General features: G+C 35.8%; 15 protein-coding genes and 3 pseudogenes. All 18 read right to left on the bottom strand.

Annotated elements, in window-relative coordinates:
* Window positions 1–38 precede the first annotated feature (38 nt).
* On the bottom strand, window positions 39–407 hold the full coding sequence (locus IPK35_06815; GenBank protein ID MBK8052976.1) for a hypothetical protein: 369 nt from the start codon (window positions 405–407) through the stop codon (window positions 39–41).
* Between the two features lie 35 nt (window positions 408–442).
* Window positions 443–1,888, bottom strand: coding sequence for a multicopper oxidase domain-containing protein (locus IPK35_06810; protein MBK8052975.1), 1,446 nt, complete (start codon window positions 1,886–1,888; stop codon window positions 443–445).
* A 6-nt stretch (window positions 1,889–1,894) separates the two neighbouring features.
* Window positions 1,895–2,749, bottom strand: coding sequence for a DUF2911 domain-containing protein (locus IPK35_06805; protein ID MBK8052974.1), 855 nt, complete (start codon window positions 2,747–2,749; stop codon window positions 1,895–1,897).
* A gap of 8 nt (window positions 2,750–2,757) precedes the next feature.
* Window positions 2,758–3,114, bottom strand: a complete 357-nt coding sequence (locus IPK35_06800) for a heavy-metal-associated domain-containing protein (GenBank protein ID MBK8052973.1) — start codon at window positions 3,112–3,114, stop codon at window positions 2,758–2,760.
* A gap of 303 nt (window positions 3,115–3,417) precedes the next feature.
* A complete protein-coding gene (locus tag IPK35_06795; protein MBK8052972.1) occupies window positions 3,418–3,879 on the bottom strand; it encodes a hypothetical protein in 462 nt (153 codons plus the stop codon).
* Window positions 3,880–3,973: 94 nt separating this feature from the next.
* Window positions 3,974–5,701: a multicopper oxidase domain-containing protein gene (locus IPK35_06790; GenBank protein ID MBK8052971.1), complete on the bottom strand. Its 1,728-nt coding sequence runs from the start codon at window positions 5,699–5,701 to the stop codon at window positions 3,974–3,976.
* Window positions 5,702–5,742: 41 nt separating this feature from the next.
* Window positions 5,743–6,819 (bottom strand): c-type cytochrome, encoded by a 1,077-nt coding sequence (locus IPK35_06785; GenBank protein ID MBK8052970.1) that lies wholly within the window; start codon window positions 6,817–6,819, stop codon window positions 5,743–5,745.
* Window positions 6,820–6,831: 12 nt separating this feature from the next.
* A complete protein-coding gene (locus IPK35_06780) occupies window positions 6,832–7,827 on the bottom strand; it encodes a cytochrome-c peroxidase (protein ID MBK8052969.1) in 996 nt (331 codons plus the stop codon).
* A gap of 30 nt (window positions 7,828–7,857) precedes the next feature.
* Window positions 7,858–8,826 carry a hypothetical protein gene (locus tag IPK35_06775; GenBank protein MBK8052968.1) on the bottom strand — a complete coding sequence of 323 codons (969 nt, stop codon included), beginning with the start codon at window positions 8,824–8,826 and terminating at the stop codon, window positions 7,858–7,860.
* 44 nt (window positions 8,827–8,870) lie between these two features.
* A complete protein-coding gene (locus IPK35_06770; protein ID MBK8052967.1) occupies window positions 8,871–10,382 on the bottom strand; it encodes a hypothetical protein in 1,512 nt (503 codons plus the stop codon).
* Between the two features lie 119 nt (window positions 10,383–10,501).
* Window positions 10,502–11,044, bottom strand: coding sequence for an RNA polymerase sigma factor (locus tag IPK35_06765; protein MBK8052966.1), 543 nt, complete (start codon window positions 11,042–11,044; stop codon window positions 10,502–10,504).
* Window positions 11,045–11,064: 20 nt separating this feature from the next.
* On the bottom strand, window positions 11,065–12,255 hold the full coding sequence (locus IPK35_06760; protein ID MBK8052965.1) for a GIY-YIG nuclease family protein: 1,191 nt from the start codon (window positions 12,253–12,255) through the stop codon (window positions 11,065–11,067).
* Window positions 12,256–12,787: 532 nt separating this feature from the next.
* A pseudogene (locus IPK35_06755) lies at window positions 12,788–14,366 on the bottom strand (ATP-dependent helicase).
* A 242-nt stretch (window positions 14,367–14,608) separates the two neighbouring features.
* Window positions 14,609–16,259 (bottom strand): annotated as a pseudogene (locus tag IPK35_06750) (putative DNA binding domain-containing protein).
* Window positions 16,256–18,962, bottom strand: a pseudogene (locus tag IPK35_06745) (class I SAM-dependent DNA methyltransferase). Before IPK35_06745 ends, IPK35_06750 begins: the two co-directional pseudogenes overlap by 4 nt.
* Before the next feature lie 19 nt (window positions 18,963–18,981).
* A complete protein-coding gene (locus tag IPK35_06740) occupies window positions 18,982–19,227 on the bottom strand; it encodes a hypothetical protein (protein ID MBK8052964.1) in 246 nt (81 codons plus the stop codon).
* Between the two features lie 23 nt (window positions 19,228–19,250).
* The gene (locus IPK35_06735; GenBank protein ID MBK8052963.1) at window positions 19,251–20,312 is read right to left on the bottom strand and encodes an XRE family transcriptional regulator; all 1,062 of its coding nucleotides are present in this window, start codon (window positions 20,310–20,312) and stop codon (window positions 19,251–19,253) included.
* Between the two features lie 16 nt (window positions 20,313–20,328).
* A complete protein-coding gene (locus IPK35_06730; protein MBK8052962.1) occupies window positions 20,329–20,940 on the bottom strand; it encodes a hypothetical protein in 612 nt (203 codons plus the stop codon).
* Window positions 20,941–20,957: the final 17 nt, after the last annotated feature.

The following is a 20,957-nucleotide window of genomic DNA, read 5'->3' as shown; positions in this document are numbered from 1 at the left end:
CTGCCTGAAAAAATATTTTTTCAGGCAGCTATAATTACTTACTTAGCGAATTCTATTTCTAAATCCTTACCATCCAGGACGAATTCAATTCTCAATTCTTTATCTGCAATATGGTGAATAGTCCAGACATTTCCTGCCAAAGTCAATTTGTCATCAGTATTGGACCATACACCTGATTTAGCTTGACTAAATGGAGTGATGTTTGTGGTGATTTCATACTGCTTACTGCTCTGTAAATGCAAAAACATCGTAGTTGTAGCAGGAGAAGCGACACCATCAATTTTAACTGATGTGGAATTCCACTCAGCTGTTAAATTTTCTGTAACTGTAGCTTCATCTTTTTTACATGAAGTAAAGCTCAAAGTTGCCACTAAAAAAAGCGAGAATAAAGATTTTAAATGAATCATTTTAAATAAATTTAGTAAAATTAAAAAATATTAAGTTATTGAATTTCAAAATTTAGCATCATACCTGCATCTTCATGTTCCAGATTGTGACAGTGGAATACAAATTTTCCTTTATTATCGGGAAATCTTATGATGATTTTTACTTTTTCACCAGGAAATGCCAGCACTGTATCTTTCCACCCCTTCTCCCATGCTTGAATCGACCCTCTTCCTCCTGTTCTGCTCAAAACCTGAAACTGAAGTCCATGCAAATGCATAGGGTGAATTTCTGTACCTGTGGTATTGTCAAACTCCCAGATTTCAACACTACCGCTTTTGACTACCTCGTCTCTTCGGTTGGCATCAAATGTTTTACCATCTATCGGGTGCATGACGCCTTCCATACCACCATGGACCATCATATGTCCAATATTAAACTTCCGGGAAGCAACAGAAGAAGATTCAGATATTTTTTCTACTGCCATTAATGTGGACGGAACAATAAAATTGTCTGTGGCATCTTTAATGATCTTAAATTTCATAACCTTAAAGCTTTGATTGCCTTGGGAAGATGATCCGCTAAACGATGCACTCTCCATAAATAATTCAGTACTTACAGGCATACTACCAAAATTAATAAGTACATCAGCTCTTTCACCCGGAGCAAGTAAGATATTTGATACATCCACAGGAGCATCCAATAATCCACCATCACTACCGATAAGTTTAAATTTAATGCCGTCAGACAAAGCAAAATTGTAAATTCTTGCATTGGAACCATTCAAAAGTCGAAATCTGTAAGTACGTTTTTCTACATCCATTACCGCACCAGGTGTCCCATTAACTAAGATCGATTCACCAAAAAATCCTATAGTTTGATCTTCAGCATCCGGATTATATTCCAGTCCGCCTGTGAGTCTCTTGTCCTGTATGACTAAAGGAACATCAAAATTTCCAGCAGGTAATTTTAAGGCTTGTTCTTCAGGCGATGACACAATATAAAAACCGGCCAATCCTCTGTATGCCTGACTGGCAGTAGCCATATCAGGATGTGGATGGTACCAATAAGTCCCGGGTCTGTTTGTAACACGAAAATTATAGGTGTATGAATTCCCTGCTTGCGTCAAGTCGGTAGGGTATCCGTCTTGTGAAGAAGGCGCTTCTAATCCATGCCAATGTATATTCGTCGGCTCTGATAGCTGATTTGAAAATACTAGATTCATCATATCCCCTTGATTTATTTTAAGTGTGGGTCCTAATATACCACCATTCCCATATGAAAGGGTTTTCAATGATTGACCACCAATTGTGGCAGTATTTGTTTTTGCAGCAAAAGATGCATTCGTTGCATCCATAACCATTGGTATAGCAATTGGGGTAGAGAAGGACTTTTCAACAACTGCTCTAGCAGTCGTTTGATTTCCATGGTCCATTTTATGACAACTTATTAGTGTAAAAGCTGCTATCAAGGTGATCATACCAGCGATTTTTATTGTATTCATGATATTTTATTTACTCTTTTTAATTTTCAAATCTTTTATCTTTTCTTCAAGATTTTTAACATCATCTGTCATATCCTTTTTTCGCGCCAGTTCCAAAGCTTTTTGTGCAGACTCAATAGCTTCTGGATATCTTTTCAGTCTTTCCAGAATGTTTGCTGTCAATACTGAGTAATTAATATTATCTACGCTAAGGGTTTCTGATGTAATTGACCATTCCAGCGCCTGATTCAAATCTTTTTTATTGAAAAAGTAATATTGTGCTCCCTTATTCAGCAAACCTGCATTCTCTACTTTTTTTACAATTAAATTTTCCTGTATCTGAGCCATAATTCTATCATCTGCAGTACTCATGATCGGTACCTTAATAGATGTATTCTCCCATTTCATTTCGAGTGACGCCGAATAGTCGGGTTTAAAATCTGTCAGCTCAATAGTGAAGGACTCATTCGTTGTCGGACTGTTTGTTGGTTTTACTTTTACACGAAGTACATCTTTTTTTTCATCATATCCAAAGTCACCATGTAGAGTTGCATCTTGATTTAGGATGATAATCCACTCTTCCTTGCCCGGGATAGAGTAAAGCCCATACTGACCTTTTTTCACTAGCTTGCCACCAAAAACAATGTCTTCACTGAATTTTATCCTTGTGCTTTCCCCGGCACCTGTCCGCCAAAGTACATCATATGGCACCAGAGCCCCAAAGATTTTTCTCCCTCGCATTTGTGGGCGGGAATAACTCAAATCAATTTGGGTAAATCCCAATTGATGGTTCCAGCTGGCATCGGGACTTGCAGGGGGTAAATCTATCTGAGCCATCATAAATGACGGAATCAAAAATACTATTAAAATGAATGTTTTCATTCCCATTACTATTCCTTTTTTGCAGGCCTATCGTACTGGCAACAGCCATGAAGATTTTCATAGACTGAATCGGGTGCTCTGAAATTTTCACTATCGTAGCCAACAGCTGCTATTCTCTTGAGTACTTCATCGACATTTGTTTTGGTACTGTCTATGGTGATCTTTGCCATCGCTAAGTCAGCATCCCATACAGCATTTGATTTGCCTTTAACATTGGCTGCTTTTTCGATGGTCTTTTTGCACATGCCACAATTTCCATACACTTTGACGTCTACGGTTTTCAAATTTTTTGTCTGCGCTGTACTGAGATGTGTAGTGAATAGTGCTAAACATATTACTACTGCACTTTTAATAAATGTGTTCATTTAGATGTGTTTTAAAATTTTAAAAAATATTACCTTCTTTTTTGATATCCGTCCAGGGATCAATATTATGAGCACCGAAGTCGTAATTTTGGAGAATTTATTACTCAAAAAGTTAAAATTCCTTTCTGCCGTTATACATACAGAAATTCCAAAACCAATGGATGCTATTTAAATGTAAAGCTCATTGAAGTGTATTGTAAAGTAGTCATAAAGCGGTACAAAAAGTACTTTCAGCAAAATCTACATGTGACGAATACAAAATATGAACTTAGCCCTATTTCAGAAACAGGAAATCATGGAAGGCTAACAAAGGAAAGATTGGTAAAGCACCCTTAAATTATCCACAGGAAGTGGCGGTGGTTTATATAAATAAAATCTGAGCGTCTTTGCATTTTCTTTAACCTTGTCATTTAGGTCAAAAGACACCCCAACGATAGGACTATAAAAAACAGTTTGAATATCAGAAAAAATAACTTTTGTTATTTCTGAAGCGTTTGTATTTAACTTTTTATAGTGTGACTTATCCTCACAGCAAGGCTTCTTTTTTATAGTTTGCCCTTTTGCTAAGACATCTTTAGTTTCGCACAAATACACTTTTTTAGCAGAACAACACTTTTTCTTTTTCTTTGTGCAACAGTTGTTTGACTTAATAAAAATTGCAATCGAAGTTCCATTTTTACTACATATATGCTCAAAGACCCTAAATCCTATTGTAGATATGAGAAAATTGAATGCCAGCAAAATATGTAACCCTTTGAAAATCATACTATTTATTAATTTAAAAACGTATTATTGGTATTAAATGTTGTTCATTAACTACTCTTTTGCGCATATTTTATCATAATTGCTTTTCTTATTTTTACTTTTTTATAAATGAAGCAGCTTCGCTAAAAGTCGAACTACCTATTTTTACTAAATAACTACCGCTCGGCCATTGAAATATATCCACTTTTATATTTTGTTTAGGAGATAAAGTGTGTAATTTCTTATAAACTATTTTTCCTTGAGTGTCACATATCATCACTTGATCATATACCTCTATTTCTTCTTCATGGATTATTTCAATCATATTTGTTGCTGGGTTAGGCCAAATTTTCAACTTTTCAGTTTTATTAAATTTATCATCTTTCGTTTTACTTACCCGATCTGTAACTATAAACTGCCCCATCATCCCTCCGTCTTCATGTGGGAGTAAATGGCAGTGAAACATATAGGGTACATGGGGATTTGAAAACGTCTCAAACTTTGTAATAAAGCGAATAGTCTCACCGGGTCTGACCAATACGACATCTTTAAGTCCTTGTTCATTTGGCGGCGGTGTTTGCCCATTTCGTGATAAAATATTAAATTGTATATCATGTATATGAAAGGGATGTGATATAGCAGATTGATTTCTTAACTCCCATATTTCTATATTATTAAGCGGTATTTCATAGTTTATGACATCCATGTCAAAAGATGCATTATTAATGGTGAAATCACCATTAAGTTGATTCATACCCATAGCCATCGGAGAAAAAGTCAGTGTTCTGGTAATATTCGACAAATTTTCATTTATTGATTCCTTTTCCACAAGAGAATTAGGTATATTTACGATAGGGTTTTGAGTTTGATGAATAATATTAAAACTCAATATTTTAAAGTTTTTACCATTAAGTGGATTTGGATTGTAGCCATCCAAAGTCATCATGGCGACCATGCCTGCATTCGTTGCACCGTAAATACCACTGGGTAGTTCAGATGCATAGCTTAAAAGGTGGACAGTTTGTCCAGTCATATCTTTAAAATCAATTAGTATTTCAACCCTTTCGCCCGGCGCTATTAATAATCGTTTTGTCTTAAAAGGTTTTGGTAATAACCCTCCATCTGTGGCTATTTGATAAAAATCTTGATCATTATTCAACCCTAGATTAAAGGCTCTTTGCGATGCTCCATTTACAATCCTGCATCTGACCACCTGCGAAGGAACTTCGAGAAATGGTTCTATAGTGGCATTTACCATCAAAATGTCATCATGATTTGATTGGGTAATTATTTCAAAACTTGAATCAAAATCCTTTGTTTGAATCACCAAAGGAAAATCATCCGCACCATAAGTTCTCGGCAACGCTAATTTTTTCTCGATTTCATCTATGATAATTATTACGCCCGAAATCCCTTTAGTAACATGCTCATTGGTCTTATGGTGCAGGTGTGGATGGTACCAACATGTAGATGCGCGGTTCTTTATTTCAAAGGTCGGTGACCAGGTGGATTCGTTTATAATGGGAGTGTGTGGTCCACCATCATTTTCCGGAGCTACGTGCAGTCCATGCCAATGAAGCGTGGTGGTTTCCCCGATTTGGTTATTCACATTTATTTTTACATCATCTCCTTTTCTAAGTATCAGAGTAGGTCCCAATATATTTCCATTGGCACCCAATGTTGCAGTCTGGTAGTTGTTAAAAAATGCATGATGACCTTTCTGAAGATGAAGATTTATAACTGATCCGCTCAATGTATCAGGTATAAATAATTTATTTTGACCATGTACAAAATGATAAATAGTCAAAAATATGAGAATAGTATAAAGTTTTACTTTATTCATTTTTTTTTATAAAAATAGATCCATAATACTCATTGATTATTCTATTGTGCATACTCCGGATTGGTTAGAAATTTTTGATCACTCAATGTTTTTAGAAAATTCACCAAATCTGTTTTGTCCTGAGCACTTAAACCAAGCCCCTTTGCGATAGTTGGCATTATTAGGGGAGATACTGTAGATGACATCTTTACGCCTGAATTATAATGTTCCACTACTTCTTCCAATGTTTTAAATCTGCCATCATGCATGTAAGGAGCGGTGTGGGCTACATTTCTGAGTGATGGCATTAAAAATGCTGCTCTATCAGATGCAAGATTACTTACTTTCTCTCTACCATAATCTGTAAAATCCGAATCATTATCCAATCCATTGTTCATAAATTCTCCATTTTCAAAATTGGGCCCACTATGACAATGGGCGCAATCAGCTCCAGACAAATCAGGGAAAAACTGGTTGTACTCCGTGAAAAATAAACTCCGTCCTCGTTCCTCGCTTTCACTCAATGTTACTTTTCCAGCCAAATATTGATCATATTTAGAATCAAAAGACACTATGGTCATCATAAACTGCTCCAAAGCTAAACTTACTTTTGTACTGTTTACTTCCGGAGTTCCAAAAGCTCGTATAAATTGGTCTGTATATGTTTTATTTCCACTGAGTTTAAGTACAACATTTTCCAATGTTTCATGCATCTCCAATGGATCTTGAATGGGCTTGAGTGATTGTTCTCTCAATGTGGCAGCCCTACCATCCCAGAAAAACCCTGTTTTGTGCCATGCTAAATTAAATATAGGCATAGCCTGCCTCTTACCAAGTAAACCATCAACGCCTTTTGAAAACTGATTTTTATCAGAAAAACCATCATTTTGTACATGACAACTGGCACATGATTGTGTTCCATCTTTTGATAATGCCTTTTCAAAAAACAACATTTTTCCTAGCTTCACACCTTCTTTGGTCAGATTATTATCTTTTGGTAGTTCTGGATCTCCAAAATTTTCAGGAAAAACAAAATTATACAACGTACCATCATATTGGGCAATTTCTACATCTTCTGGTTGGCAAGCAACAATCAGAATGACTATCAACATAAAAAAGAAGGAGACTATTCTATTCATTTTACTTTTATTTTATTCGCTTAAATATGGATTGGTGAGTAACACATAATCATCCAATGTATGTAAGAAAGCAACAAGGGCTTTTTTTTCATTTTCAGTCAAGCCTAATGGCATTATCAAGTTGCTCTTGTGTATGTGATTTCTTCCACCGCTATTGTAGTGATTTACTACTTCTGTCAAAGTACTTATCGAACCGTCATGCATATATGGTGATGTAAATCCTACGTTTCTCAAACTTGGTGTTTTGAACAAAGCGACATCCGATTCTTTTTGGGTAAGTCTAAATCTACCAGGATGTGCATAATTTTCGTAAAGACCGTTGTTTTTAAATTCATAATTGGTAAAATTGAACCCACTATGACATTGACTACAATTTGTTTTTTCACTAAAAAATAAATCTTTACCTAGCATTTCTTCTTTAGATAATATTGCTTTGCCGAGTGTATAATCATCATATTTGCTATTGCCGCTGATGATACTTCGTTCATAAGTACTGATACTCCTGGTTATAACAAATGGATCTAATGACCTACCATAGGCTTTCATGGCCATTTCCTGATATGCTGCGTCGGCTTTTAACCTTTGTTCGATTTCTACTATATTAAACCCAAATTCATTGTGCTCTGATATAGGCACCAATACCTGCATTTCCACTGTGGGCAAACCACCTTCCCTTGTAAAATATGGATGATATGCGATATTGGCTAGGGTTGGGGCATTGGTTACCCCTGCTCTGCCAAAAACCCCCGGAGTTAAACTTACGTTATCTGCAAACCCCTTGCTTTGTTTGTGACAACTACCACAACTCACTGTAGAGTCAATAGACAAACGTTTATCATAAAAAAGTTTTTTACCCAAAATCCAACGTTCTGCACTATAGGCGTTTTCAGCAGGAAAGTTGATCTCTGGAAAATGTGCTGGAATGGCTATCTTTTCCAGTATTTTATTTGATGGCACTAGTATTTCGTCCTTATCTGTGCAAGACAATAATAAGAACACCCACAATATAAAATATAAAGATCTATCCTCCACTGTATATTACTGTTTTACCAAACTTCCTCTGTAAGTTAGTTCGCCCGCTTGCCTTAGTTCTATGGTGTAGAAACCTAAATGATCCACTATTACTTCATTTTGTAAAGCAAGGTTTGAAAGTTGGTAAACGGTTCTACCTACTGCGTCTCTGATGATGATATTGGAATTTAAAATTTGATCTTCCGTTAGTGCAATAGTCACTTTCCCGTCAATTACTGGGTTGGGATAAATTTTTAATGAACCTATTTCTATATCATGAGAAGCTGATATACTTTCTGTCGCTTTAAACACATTTTGATTGTAATTGGCCATTAATGAAATAGCTTCTTTAGCACTTCCATGCTGGATAACATTTTTATTGACATTTATCTCTTTAAGACTTTGCTCATAATCCGCATTTAGGGCTATCATTAATGCCCCGTTATGGTCAGTACCATGAGTAACTATGGTGGTAGGTTTGTAAAGTTCATCACCCAGAGCGTGTATCTGATACTCAAATTGCAAATTTGCACCTGATTTACCTTCTATTGCAACAAATCTATAACCTGCCGCCCATCCCCACTGCATTTCAGGAGATTTTGGAGCAAGTGGGTGATTAGATGGCCACAATGTAGGATCACCGTGATTATTTGTTGCATCCACCCCGACCGAAAAAGTAATGGAGTCAAGTAAACCGATATTAAAAGTACCTAGTAATTCATCAACTGTTTTCCCTTTCGTTACAAAAATATACTTATTGCTAACGTTTGTTGTCATGCCACCATCGTGGTGAAGCTTTATAGATGATATATAATAATCAAGTCTTGAAATAGAAAATTTTGTTCCCTGATCATTTGTTCCCGTATCGCCTATCTCAAAGGGTACATTTCCTATGTATTGATTAATCTGTAAATGGACTTCTTTTTGTCCATAAGAATATGAATTAATCAGCATTATAAATGCTATTAATAACATTTGTGTTAAAGATTTTACCATGATTGATTGATTTTAAAATTATATTGATTAAAAAAGTTATTCAATTATTTAATTCGATACAAGGCACCCAAATTGATACCCAACTTATTACTAGTATTATGATTTTCCTGAGACACCTGAATCCTGGTATTAATCTCAGGATTAAATACCAAACTGATTTTTGGACTCAAATGCCATTCCACACTGGTACCTAATATTATTCCGGTATTTAGCTGATTTGATTTCTGATTGGAAACTGATGGACTAAATCCATGATTAAAACAAAGGTTTGCACATGACTCACTAAAATGTGTTATGGTCTCATTACTATAGGAAGAAAACCCAAAATTTAACCCACCCTTTGCAAATACTGACCAATCCCTTGTCGAAAATAATTCTCGCTCTATGGTTATTGGGATTGACCAGCTGACAGTTTTTTTATGCATACCCATATCAATTTTAAAAACATCAGTACTGTCTAATGGACTACCGGGATTTTCTTCAGAAAGCCTTAGATTTACTGTTGATGATGATCTGCCATTGGTGACTACATAAGAAAAGACGTATTCTTTTGGGTCATTGCTGCTAGGATTTAAACAAATACCATCCATAAGTCTTAGGCTGGCAGTATGAGATCCGTGATGTGTAAATTGACTCCGGTTTATCCCTATATTAAATTTCCATTTATCATTTGGAGCAAGTTGAAAGTGGAAGCTGTTTTGAAATCCCATATTTTTGGTTACTTCATGACTTGTAAAAATCAACGGACCTGACATATCTGTTGTCATTGAGTTGAGATTGTAAATAGGCCCTCCATCAATTTTCACAAAATATTTAATCTTTTTTACGGGCGTGGCAATAACCGGCGGAAAAACAATATTTACTTCATTTTTTCGCTTCATTATTTTTAGATCCTGTGATTTTAAAGCATCAACAGTAATAAAAGAATAATTGAATTTTGAAATGTCATTTTCAACCTGAGCTTGATTTTTCACTTCATTATTATCAAACAACTTTATGTTTTCACCACCGGAAAGATTGTCGAACAAAGATTTTTCTTTTATTTGGTCATCTTTAGTACTCATGTCTTTTTCCGCAAGTACCGTATTATCATACGTTAGTAGAGTAAGATTAACTTTACGTAGCTTTTTAAGCATGTTTCGCTTTAATGTATACTTCACATCTTTATTTAGTGCACCACCACTTACTTCTTTAATTTTTACAAAGGTATCTGGTTGAGCGTTTTCTGTTGTTTCGACATTTGATGGCAAATGGTCTGTTAATTCTGATGCTGAATTGATTGTTTTGTCTTTATTGTTCTGAATAGTTTCAGCTACAGCATTAGACGTATCAGCATTTTTTGAATTGCTGCTGTATATTTCATAAAGATAATTGCATCCCAATATAAATACTAATCCCAATAATATAAAGAAAAATACATACCTTCTTTTCCGTTGCCTGTCAAGATGATCCATTCTTTTCTCCAATCTATTCCAATCATCCATACCAGTGGAGACACTTGGATTAAGTGATTTGATTTTAAGGGAATATTTCTTTAGAAAATCATTGTTTGACATATACTTTATGCTTTACTTTTAACTATTCAATTTTTTTAATCTAAGGGTTGCCTGTCTTGATCATTTTCGTAAAAAAAATATTTACAACCCACAATCAGTGTATAATAGCATGCAGAAACCTAAAAAGAAAACATCCTGATTTGTGAGATGAGAAATTTAAGTTTCGCCCTTGCCTTAGATAGATTTGATTTAGAAGTACCGACCGTTATTCCCAGATTCGTTGCGATTTCTTGATGACTATATCCTTCTACAGCATATAAGTTGATAGCCATTCTATATGCAGGTGGTAATTGCTGTGCCAGTTTGAGCACTTCATCAGGTGACATGTCCGTGATTCCATCTTCTTCATCATTAACTATATCATGGATTTTCTCATTATCATCAATATCTGTCCACTTGACTTCATTCGTTTGTTTGCGATAGTGATTGATTGCAGTCCTGATGACGATTATCCTGAACCAAGCTTCAAAAGGTTTGGACGGATCATAATCTTTTATTTTATCAAATACTTTCAGAAATGCATCATTGAGCACTTCTCTCGCTTCGTCTGTATGGCTGCAATAGGCCATAGCCACAGTTAAACCATATTTGTAATATAGCTCAAACAAAGCCTTTTGTTGGCGCCTGTCCTTATCTACACATCCTTTGATGATATCATCCATCACTACTTATTTGTATTTAATCATCTCACCACTATCTCCTCCATATCCCCATCATACCTATACTTCACTATCTCCCCAGAAATAATCAGCTGTATAGCCTGTTCAATGATATATAAGGGCGCTATAAACCATTCTCTGGGAGTGTGCCTTTGCCCGGCTTGGTCAAACACATCCAAGTTAAGACACCACTTTCCGAAGAAATTGTGCATCAGCTGTTCCAGTTTTTGTGGATTCATATTGTAGCAATTGTACACTATGATGATGCTGACCTCCGCCATAAGATAAGTAGGCTCCTGGGGAGCGTTTTTTATCCTTTCTTCAACTTTCGTGGTCGAGTATCCTATTTTATACAAATGTCTTATCGATGTTATGTCAGGATTCGTACTTTTTGATTTCAGAACATAGATATATCCTGTATCTTGATCTTTTTCAGTGATACTCCCGAAACGCTCATAAAATATCTCATTGGCTTTATCTACATTTTCAGATACTGCTTTGCCATTGGCTAGCAGTCCTTTGTACAGTGAGCGATATAGCATATTGGATTCAGTGCCGTTTTCAAAGATGACCCTGGTCCTGCCATCCTTTCTCAACCGACTACCGCTCTTATAGGACTGGATGTCTTCCTTAAAATCTACTTGCTCCAGATACAGCAGTATACCATTATGCACGTAATAGTCGCCTGCCCGCAGATTCTGTTCTTTAAATGCCAATAGTTTTCTTTTACCCGATGCAAGGTCGTGTTGCACCGCTTTAAATGAAGCTTCATAACGATCAAAATCTTTACAACTTTTGCGTTTGGCAACAAAATCTGCACTGGCTCTCTCATCAGGTAGGGTGACATGTTTCAGATCAAATAGATTTTCCTCGTCGCTACCCAATAAATCCATATCATCATCGCCAAAAATATCAGAAATGGAAGTAAGCACTTTTTGCTCATTCAACAACTTGTGAACATCATAAGGCTTTAGCATTTCTATCTTTAAGGTATGACTTCTGATGGATTGAAGCCTGGAGTAAAGCTGGTGTTCCTGAATACCACCTCCAGCCTTGGGCTCTCTTTGATGTTTATCATAAAAATCATTGATCTCACCAAATGATGCTACCAATCTTTCGTCTTCGTTTCTGGCTACATTATTTGATGGTTTGATATTCAAAAGCCCAAACGGATCATCATCAAATATATCAAAGAGTGTCTTTTTATTAGCCATTTTGTTGCTTTCTTTTTTGGTCCTTGATATAGAGTAATACTTCGGCCATCCTACGTTCTATGCCATCTGCAGATTGTAAGGAAGGCTCTCGCTGAAACGTAGCATAAAATGACTTTATCTTTGGCCACATGATCACGGCTTCATCTTCGCTCACTTGTATACGGGTCGATTCAATAGCATCTTGTATGACTTTCAGTACCTTGGTAGTCACCGATTTCGATAAGATTTCATATGCCTTCTGAAAAGGATTGATAGTATCTATCAGGTCAATATGCAAATCATCTATGTTGACAAATTGCCCGGCCATCCTGATGAAACGTTGGTCAGCTTTATATCCTTCATTTCCACCACCATCATGCGCAACCATACCACTGAATTTTTGTACATCACTATCGCTCAGATCAGGATATAATGTCCGGACGATCTTGGGTATCAGATCAGTGGGGACCGTATCGGTTCCATCACCTGTTGCTTGCACATATTGTTCATCTTTACGAATGGCTTGTTTCAATGCATCTACGTCGATCATCAGATTGTTTTTTATCACCGAATCCAATACCACATATTGTCTCACTTCTTCCACTTCATCTTCTGTTAGATTGGGATATTTGGTTTGGATGATCTTTGGTATCAATACCCTGTTGATCACCTCAGGATCTATTTGTCCTGGAATAGCTTTCAGCATCGTATCATCTTGCAAGATGGTTGCCTTCAGGTCATTCAGATCTGAATCAATGATATCCCTGACCCGCTTCGAACTAGGAGTCTTAAATCCCCTGATCTTGATTTCTCCTTTCTCAGCTTTGTCATCATCACCGAGTTTTGACTTAAATTTAAAATTGGGTGCCATGACCTGTTCCATCAATAAGGATGCGGTGATAGCTTTGAGCATATTATTGACCGAGAGTTTTACAGCGTCATCAGCCGCATCGGGCTGAGCGATGAGATTGGTAAACTGAGCATGGGTTTTGTTATCACTGTCACGGGTACATCTTCCTATGATCTGAATGATCTCTGTGAGAGATCCACGATAACCGACCGTAAGCGCATGTTCACAGTATGGCCAGTCAAATCCTTCTTTTGCCATTCCCAATGCAATGATCAGATCCATGTCATCCACACCTTTAATTTCGCGTAGATAGTTTTGTATCTTATCTCTATCCCTTGCCTGATCATTGACCAGATCAGCCACTTTGATCATACGACCATCACCATGCCTTTTGATGGTGATGACACCTGTTGTCGCATCTGTCCCTACATATTCGCCTATGGCATCCAGGATGGTATCTACTTCCCTATGTTTATCCTTGGTAGATTCTCCGGAATTGACATTGGGTATATGTAGGATGGTTTTTTTATTCGTATCCAATATTTCCATGATAGCAGATGTGTACTTTCCTTGATAGAAGTGATACCCTATACCCAGTGATTTTAGATAGGTATATCCATTCAGCTGCTCATAATAATTGTAAGTTACTTTGGTAAACTTTGCTTCATCCTCCGGTTTTAGCACAGGTACACTATCACCTCTGAAATATGATCCGGTCATGGCGATGATATGTGCAGTAGACTTCGCCATAATCGATCGTAGCAATTCACCCAATCTACTGTCACCATCTGCAGATACATGATGAAACTCATCAATAGCCAGCAATGTACCGTCAAACATACTATCATCTAACTCTTCATACGCAAATCTCAATGTGGCATGAGTACAGATAAGTATCTTTTCATCATTAGCCATAAAATTCCTGAATGCCTCTACCTTGGTCTTGCTGCCGTCAAGTCCGGGAGTACATAAATTATAATGTTCATTATAAGACCAGTCAGCATAAAATCCATAGTCTGAAAGTTTAGTTACACTAAACGAACCTCCTATGGACCTTTCCGGCACAGCAACGATTACCTTCCTGATTCCTTGGTTGACGAACTTGTCCAATGCTACAAAACATCAATGCCCTGGACTTACCAGATGCTGGTGGTGCCTTGAGTAACAGATATTGTGCATCTCGGGCCTGATATGCCTTTTGCTGCATCTCTCGCATTCCCATCTCATTGATTTTGGCACTTTCTCCCGTTTGTCCATAACTCACATGTACTATATCTGGCATTATTTCTTATTTTTAATTGTTTGGTTTCTGCTTCCAATTGTTTAATAAAGTCATTTTCCACCTGACTCAGGTCGTTTTTAGTCTTTTTACCAATATGCATCTTTTGCTTGATTGGCTTTGACATCATCTAAGATGACTTAACTTCATCTAAAAGTTCGACTAAATGATACTTTTTCATCTAAAACTTCATCTAAAATGTCTAAACTTCATCTAAAACTTCATCTAAAATGTTTAAACTTTATCTATTTAGTTAATGCCCGTGTCCACTTAGGGAATCTTACAGTTCCTTGATTATCAATCAAATGTTCCTTTTTTGATAAAGAATATATCAGGTTTCTTACTTTATTTGCCTTTTTATTATCATCTAAAATATCCGGAAGTATGTCTAAAATTAGATGATCAATATCCCTTTTTGTTGCCGATCCATATTTATCAATATATTCCAATATCATTTTTTTGTAATGATCATCTTTAAACCCTCTATTCTTGATATAAATGTCCTTTTCATTTGTAACTTTGGCCACAGACATAGAAATATGAAAATTAGGTTTTCTACCTTCTATAAGGCCCCTTACTCTTTAGTAAAGTTACATCTTTGTCATCTATAGGCTGATATTTGACTACTTTATCCATCAACATAATTTCATTCAATGTTAAAGCTGGCATGGATACCAATTTTCTTGCATAATTGATATCCAGTACTTTACCTGTGATCGTGACTCTTACATTATTATTGGTAATGTCATAATCCGGTAGTGGAAAATATTTGTTTTTCTGTATCGTGAAAATTCGTTTGATACCACTGCCGGTGGTGTCAATCATATTAAGGTTGACCATAGCATTTGCCAAAAATGGATTTCTATACCTGGATTCAGGGGCGTCAGCTCTTATGACTTGTTCTACAGATTCTGGTATAAAGTGACCCATATTACTAAACAGCAATATCCCATCTTCCCTTTCGACTACATTTATCTTTCCATTGTACTCATAGTCCTGATGTGCTATACAATTATTGAGCGCTTCTCTTATGATATATGGATCAAACTGATCTACCTCGTCCGGAAAAAGTGACCCATCCTGGATATATCTATATTTTAAATTCCTGATCTTCATTCTCACAGCATCTACAGCTAGTATAAAGGGACACCCAAAATGTTCATAATCTTTTTCAAGATTATCTTTGTCTTTCAAAATCCACGATATTTTTGCCTGCGCTGGATTTATAAAATGGTCCGACTCGGGTTTGCCAAGCAGTAGAATAGCTGTTCTGGTAATTCTGCCCTGTATGGTTATTTTTGCTTTATTTAGAAATGTAATGTCATCCCATTTTAGTATCTCGGCTTCAATTTTCCTATTCTTTTCTATATATTGTTGACGACCAAAACCAATGGCTTCCTTTGATAAGTCATCAATGCTAGCTTCAGGAAGAATTTGAGCGGACCAATCAAAAGTTACATTTTGAGCTTTTATACTATCTCGTTCATTATCATGCAATGCACCCAAGCTCTCTCCATCTCTACCGTAGCAATGCCCTTTCCAGGAAACCGGTTGTCCTCTGGGTGCTGCAGGAATTTTTAAAATAATTACTTGCTTGCCATCTTTCTCTATTCTGGTTGTTGATATAAAAGAAAGGCGTGGACTGGTGTGTTGTGCCATTTCATTTTTATATTCATTAAGATGCTCGTCATTTATCTCCGTGCCCACAATCGACTTATCATTCTTAACTCCAAATACAACATAGCCAGTTTCGATACCTTTTAGATTAGCTTCATTGCTAAGTGCAGAAAAATACTGCCCCAGTTTATCCTTATCATACCTGAATTTTGCTTCTTTAAACTCTACTACTTCAGTTTCTGTGGAAAGTGTTAGCAAATTATCTAATGTTTCTATCATTTCTTCTTTTTTAAAGATTTCCCTCCCGATGCAAACAACGTCCCCTTATTCTTCTCCTCCTCTATCATCTGCTCATACATCTTAAACAAATACTCTAGTCGCTCCTCATCACTCTCAAAAGGTCTGCTACGATAACAACGCTCTATGGCCAGATCATTCTGATGATGTGCTTCTCTCAGCCCATCGGGCATCTTATCAGGATCATAGAGCTGTGCAAGGGTCTTTTCGCTGTGTTTCTCCCGTTCTTCCAGGATGCGATACACATGTTTTTCCAGTTCTTGTTTTTGACTTTCGGATATGGGGGGGAATGGGAAGGTGTTATAACACATTCCAATTGCGTAATTTATATCCATTTTTAATCTACCTGAGACTGCTGTGGTCCATATCATGTGTATTTTTGATGAAAAATACTGCAAAAGCAAACGGGTGAGCATTATAAATTACTTGTGCAATATTAAAATAATTGTATCTTCATTAAAAATCCGATTGTATATATTCTCTTCTTTCCAGAGGTAACTCTTGGGAATTATTGAATTAGTATCCGTTTATGTCTTATTTCGGCAAATTTATATGGTTTTTCTGATAATTTTAGTTGCACTTTTTTTACTCTTTAATCTTAATTCTTTAACTTTCTCAATTCTTTCTTTAATTATTTGGATTTTTAAAGCTTCATTTAAATCTTCATCTTAATCCATAAACAATATCTTTATTTTCCCATTTTAAAACTCTTCTGCTTCCAATAAATTTTTTATAAAATTTTCTGATTAGGATTTAATTTTTAATATTTTTTCTTTCTCTTTCATTTAATATTAGATTTCCATCATCATTTGGCTATGCTACCTAAACCATATTGGTTTTGAGATTGCTTATTTCTGTTTTTTAATAATTATATTTTTACAATCAACCAAATAAGGGTTTATATTATTTACATTTAATTTTTATTTGAAAAAATTGTTTTGGTTTTTTGACTTAGAACTAAGCAAACAATTATACAAATACACCTGCATTTATCTTTAGCATTATTTGTCCATTTAAATGGTTTGATAGCAAATTCAATTTCAACATTATTTTCAAAAATTTTGGCCATAAAATGGAACTTGTTCTCCTTGACAAATTGAATTAGTACTAACAAAAGCTAATTGATAATTGAAATTTAATATAATTAGCACCTTTAAAAACCAACAAGCAATATAATCTAAGATTGTTTATATTCAATTACATTTATGACAAATTCCATATCATCTTTCTGTTCCTTTGATTGAAGTTGGCACCCAAATACGGCGGGTTCCCCAATATATAAATCTCATCATCCTTCTCTTTTGGACATACTACTTCCCAGTCCACTCGACACGCATTTCCATGTACGATATGCCCTGTCTCCATCAGGGGTAGTGCAGGTCTTGACATCCCAAATGCCGCAAAAAACGCTTGATTCATCTGATGTTCTGCCAGCCATAGAGACAATATCGCGACCTCATGCGCAAAATCATCCAGCTCTATACCATAAAAATGACTCAGTGTGATCATAGACAGATATTCCGTACCGAGATCGAGACTACCACTGCCTTGATGACCTTTCAGCGCTTGTATATCCCGGATGATCAGCATCTCCAGTTTGCGCAATTCCTTGTACGCTATGATCAGAAAGTTTCCACTACCACAAGCTGGGTCAAAGACCTTGATTTTGCTAATCCGTACCCTGAGATCACTTAGTTTTTTGAGATTTCCTTTAGCATTTTCATATGCTTCATACAGTTCATTTAGAAACAATGGTTAGATCACCTTCATGATATTCGGCACACTCGTATAGTGCATGCCAAGACCACCTCTGTGCTCAGGCGTGATCACCGCTTGTATCATAGATCCGAAGATATCCGGATTGATAGCCTTCCAGTCCAGCTCTCCCATGTCTATCCCCATCTGCCGACTACGCTTGGTAAACATTGGAGCAGCATATTGATGACGGAATAGACCACCATTTACATACGGAAAAGCATCGAGATAGGCAGGTAAGTTTTGTCTTTGCCCTTTGTCAGTATTCATGACATCCCACAGCGTGTCCAGATAGCTATGCAGATCACTGCCATCTACTTGAGTATGACTACTGATGGCACCTGTAAATTGTCCTTGTTCAAAAATACCGGTATCCTCTGCAAAAAAACAAAACAACATCCTGGACAAAAACACATTCAGACTATGTACTTCCGCCTCCGTACCGGTAGGATTATCCTTGCTGATTTCATCATAAAACTTAGCCATTTTATCTGCAGCCCTTACGTCAGCAATCGTCTCTTCTTTCCCCTCAAACTTTTCCATCCCTGCCCACGGCAGAAAGAAATCAAAATGATTGATCAGTTCTTTGATGGCTATATCCAGTACATCTTTTGTTTTGGTATCGAGTGCTCTTATATGAATACCATCTGTCAATATTACAAATCTAGGATCATACTTGCCAACCTTCGTGTCTGCAAGCACAGCGTCATATGCATTTCCTACATCACCATCAGATACAAACTTGTAGTACAGCTTTTTCTTTAGTATGATTTCTCCATCATCCTTAGACAAGTTCATACCACCTTTTTCGAGCCTGCTGATGGTAGTCTTGGGCAGCCCATAAGCTTGCAGCAAATCAAAGACAAATCGCTCTTTGTCCAATTCCTTGATTACCTTCTCTACATTTTCCTGTATCTGAGTGATGTTCATATTTCTTATGACAGAGATCTTATCTCTTTTTATTGGATTGAGACAATAATGATGCTGCCATTGACTTTGTTAAATCATTGTATTTATCACTTTTCATTGCATTAGATGCTTTTGTTTCCATTGCAGCACCAGTTTCCTTTTTGGTATTGGATTGTGACATAATGGATCCTGCAAATTGTTTTGCTATCTTTGATGCACTATTATCTTTTAATACTTTACTTGCTTCAGAAGCTATGGTTTTTGATGATTGTTTCACATTTTTCATTTTCAAATATTTTACGTTAAAGATTAATTACGAATAATTTTAAGTTTTACATTATCGCTATAATACAAAGCATTCAGGTCTTTTACATTGATATGTAACATATTGGCAAGTTCATCTTTTGTGTATCCCAATTCATTGGTATGCAACTCAAGCATTTCCTTAAACAAAGTCGCTTTTTCTGGTGACACATTAAATTCTGCAGGTTCCTTTGTTTTATATCCTAAATAGGCCATTTGTTGCCACAAATATCTATACTGATTATCGGTCACTTGTGCCAATTCTTTTGCTTTGTACAAAAGTGCACCCATTGATATTTTCCAATACCTTTTCATATTACCCAAAGTTTCAAGACTAATTGTTTCAAGATCTTGTAAAAATTCGGAAGCAGGTACAAGTAATTCAGAAGCAAATTGCATGGCTTCTTTTTCTACATTTCGGATTTGGGCTATTTGCTGGCCAATATGCATAACTAAATGACCCAATTCGTGTGCTAAAGTTAATCGTTGCCTATCTCCTGGCATTTTGTTATTTATATATATGATAGGCTGTCTTTCTTTAGAAAATAAACTTAGACCATCCATTTTTTCAGAACCAAAATCAAATGGTACAACAACTATCCCATTATCTTCAATAATCTTAGTAAGATTCTCTATTCTTCCTTTTGGTATTCTCCATTTTTGTCTCACCCATTTTGCTGCTGATTCAGGCGTACCATGATCATCTACATCCCATAATGGTAAATTAAGTTCTGGAAGCTCTACACTTGTCATAAGATTTTCTAAATTCATCCTAACGAGATTCATGCTGCCTTCTGCCTTTAATAAATCTCTTTTTTTGATTACAATTCTTTTTCGATAATAGGATAAATTTGGTTCAAAAATATTATTTGTTTGTTCAAACAATGACATAGGAAATTCTAGGATATTGCAAATATTTGTAAAAATTTCTTCAGATGGTTTGTTTAAACCTTTTTCAATTTTTGACAACATGCCTTGTGTCAATTGAATAAGATCAGCCAATTCACTTTGAGAAATACCCCTTATTTCTCTAGCCAACACAATCATTTCTGGATTTATTGATTTCATTGACATTATATTTTATTTACTTTGTTCCTGTCTTTTTAATTTGATTATCTTTAATTTTTACTCTTTTTTGGATGGTTACTTCTTCTTCTGATTCAATTGGTTTGAAATTGATAATATTTTGTTCAATATACCCATTTAGACCAATTTCCCACCTTATGTTATCTCCAAGCCTGCACAGAATATAGATATTTTGTAAACATGTCCATGTAGCATCAGGTGTATAGCCTGCATACAATAAAGTAGTGGCCGCGGGAATTCCAGGTATTTCAATTTGGTTTTTATAATTATTTGTTTGCTTGGTCAATATATTGGACGTACTCCGGTCTTTATTGATCTTTTTAAATCTTATAAAAAGACTATTATTTATAAGTATACCAAATACTCTATTGATATACCCTATTTTTACTTCCGGACAGTCTTTAAATGCTACTTTTAATCTTGCGCGTATCAGAGCATGTATATGGTTAGCCTTTTCAGTTTTATTGAAAGTTACATAAACTCCATTACTGTGGTGAAAATTAATAGTGGCTAAATGGTCATTAAACCCACTTTCAATAGCATCTTGAATTTTTAAAAAATAAGGTTCTAAAATTATTTCCGCTTGTTGTTTTGATAATAAATGCTTCATATAATAAAATTTAATAC

It is taken from the genome of Saprospiraceae bacterium, assembly GCA_016713025.1.
Lineage (GTDB): Bacteria > Bacteroidota > Bacteroidia > Chitinophagales > Saprospiraceae > OLB9.
Note: the sequence above shows the minus strand (reverse complement) of the source record. Positions and strands in the feature narration are given on the sequence as shown.

Excerpts from the sequence above, each read along its gene's own strand:
- IPK35_06770 (MBK8052967.1), bottom strand. The coding sequence starts at position 10,382 with ATGTCAAACAATGATTTTCTAAAGAAATATTCCCTTAAAATCAAATCA.
- IPK35_06730 (MBK8052962.1), bottom strand. The coding sequence starts at position 20,940 with ATGAAGCATTTATTATCAAAACAACAAGCGGAAATAATTTTAGAACCT.
- IPK35_06760 (MBK8052965.1), bottom strand. The coding sequence starts at position 12,255 with ATGGCTAATAAAAAGACACTCTTTGATATATTTGATGATGATCCGTTT.
- IPK35_06805 (MBK8052974.1), bottom strand. The coding sequence starts at position 2,749 with ATGAAAACATTCATTTTAATAGTATTTTTGATTCCGTCATTTATGATG.
- IPK35_06815 (MBK8052976.1), bottom strand. The coding sequence starts at position 407 with ATGATTCATTTAAAATCTTTATTCTCGCTTTTTTTAGTGGCAACTTTG.
- IPK35_06795 (MBK8052972.1), bottom strand. The coding sequence starts at position 3,879 with ATGATTTTCAAAGGGTTACATATTTTGCTGGCATTCAATTTTCTCATA.
- IPK35_06775 (MBK8052968.1), bottom strand. The coding sequence starts at position 8,826 with ATGGTAAAATCTTTAACACAAATGTTATTAATAGCATTTATAATGCTG.
- IPK35_06765 (MBK8052966.1), bottom strand. The coding sequence starts at position 11,044 with ATGGATGATATCATCAAAGGATGTGTAGATAAGGACAGGCGCCAACAA.
- IPK35_06735 (MBK8052963.1), bottom strand. The coding sequence starts at position 20,312 with ATGAAATCAATAAATCCAGAAATGATTGTGTTGGCTAGAGAAATAAGG.
- IPK35_06810 (MBK8052975.1), bottom strand. The coding sequence starts at position 1,888 with ATGAATACAATAAAAATCGCTGGTATGATCACCTTGATAGCAGCTTTT.
- IPK35_06800 (MBK8052973.1), bottom strand. The coding sequence starts at position 3,114 with ATGAACACATTTATTAAAAGTGCAGTAGTAATATGTTTAGCACTATTC.
- IPK35_06790 (MBK8052971.1), bottom strand. The coding sequence starts at position 5,701 with ATGAATAAAGTAAAACTTTATACTATTCTCATATTTTTGACTATTTAT.
- IPK35_06740 (MBK8052964.1), bottom strand. The coding sequence starts at position 19,227 with ATGAAAAATGTGAAACAATCATCAAAAACCATAGCTTCTGAAGCAAGT.
- IPK35_06785 (MBK8052970.1), bottom strand. The coding sequence starts at position 6,819 with ATGAATAGAATAGTCTCCTTCTTTTTTATGTTGATAGTCATTCTGATT.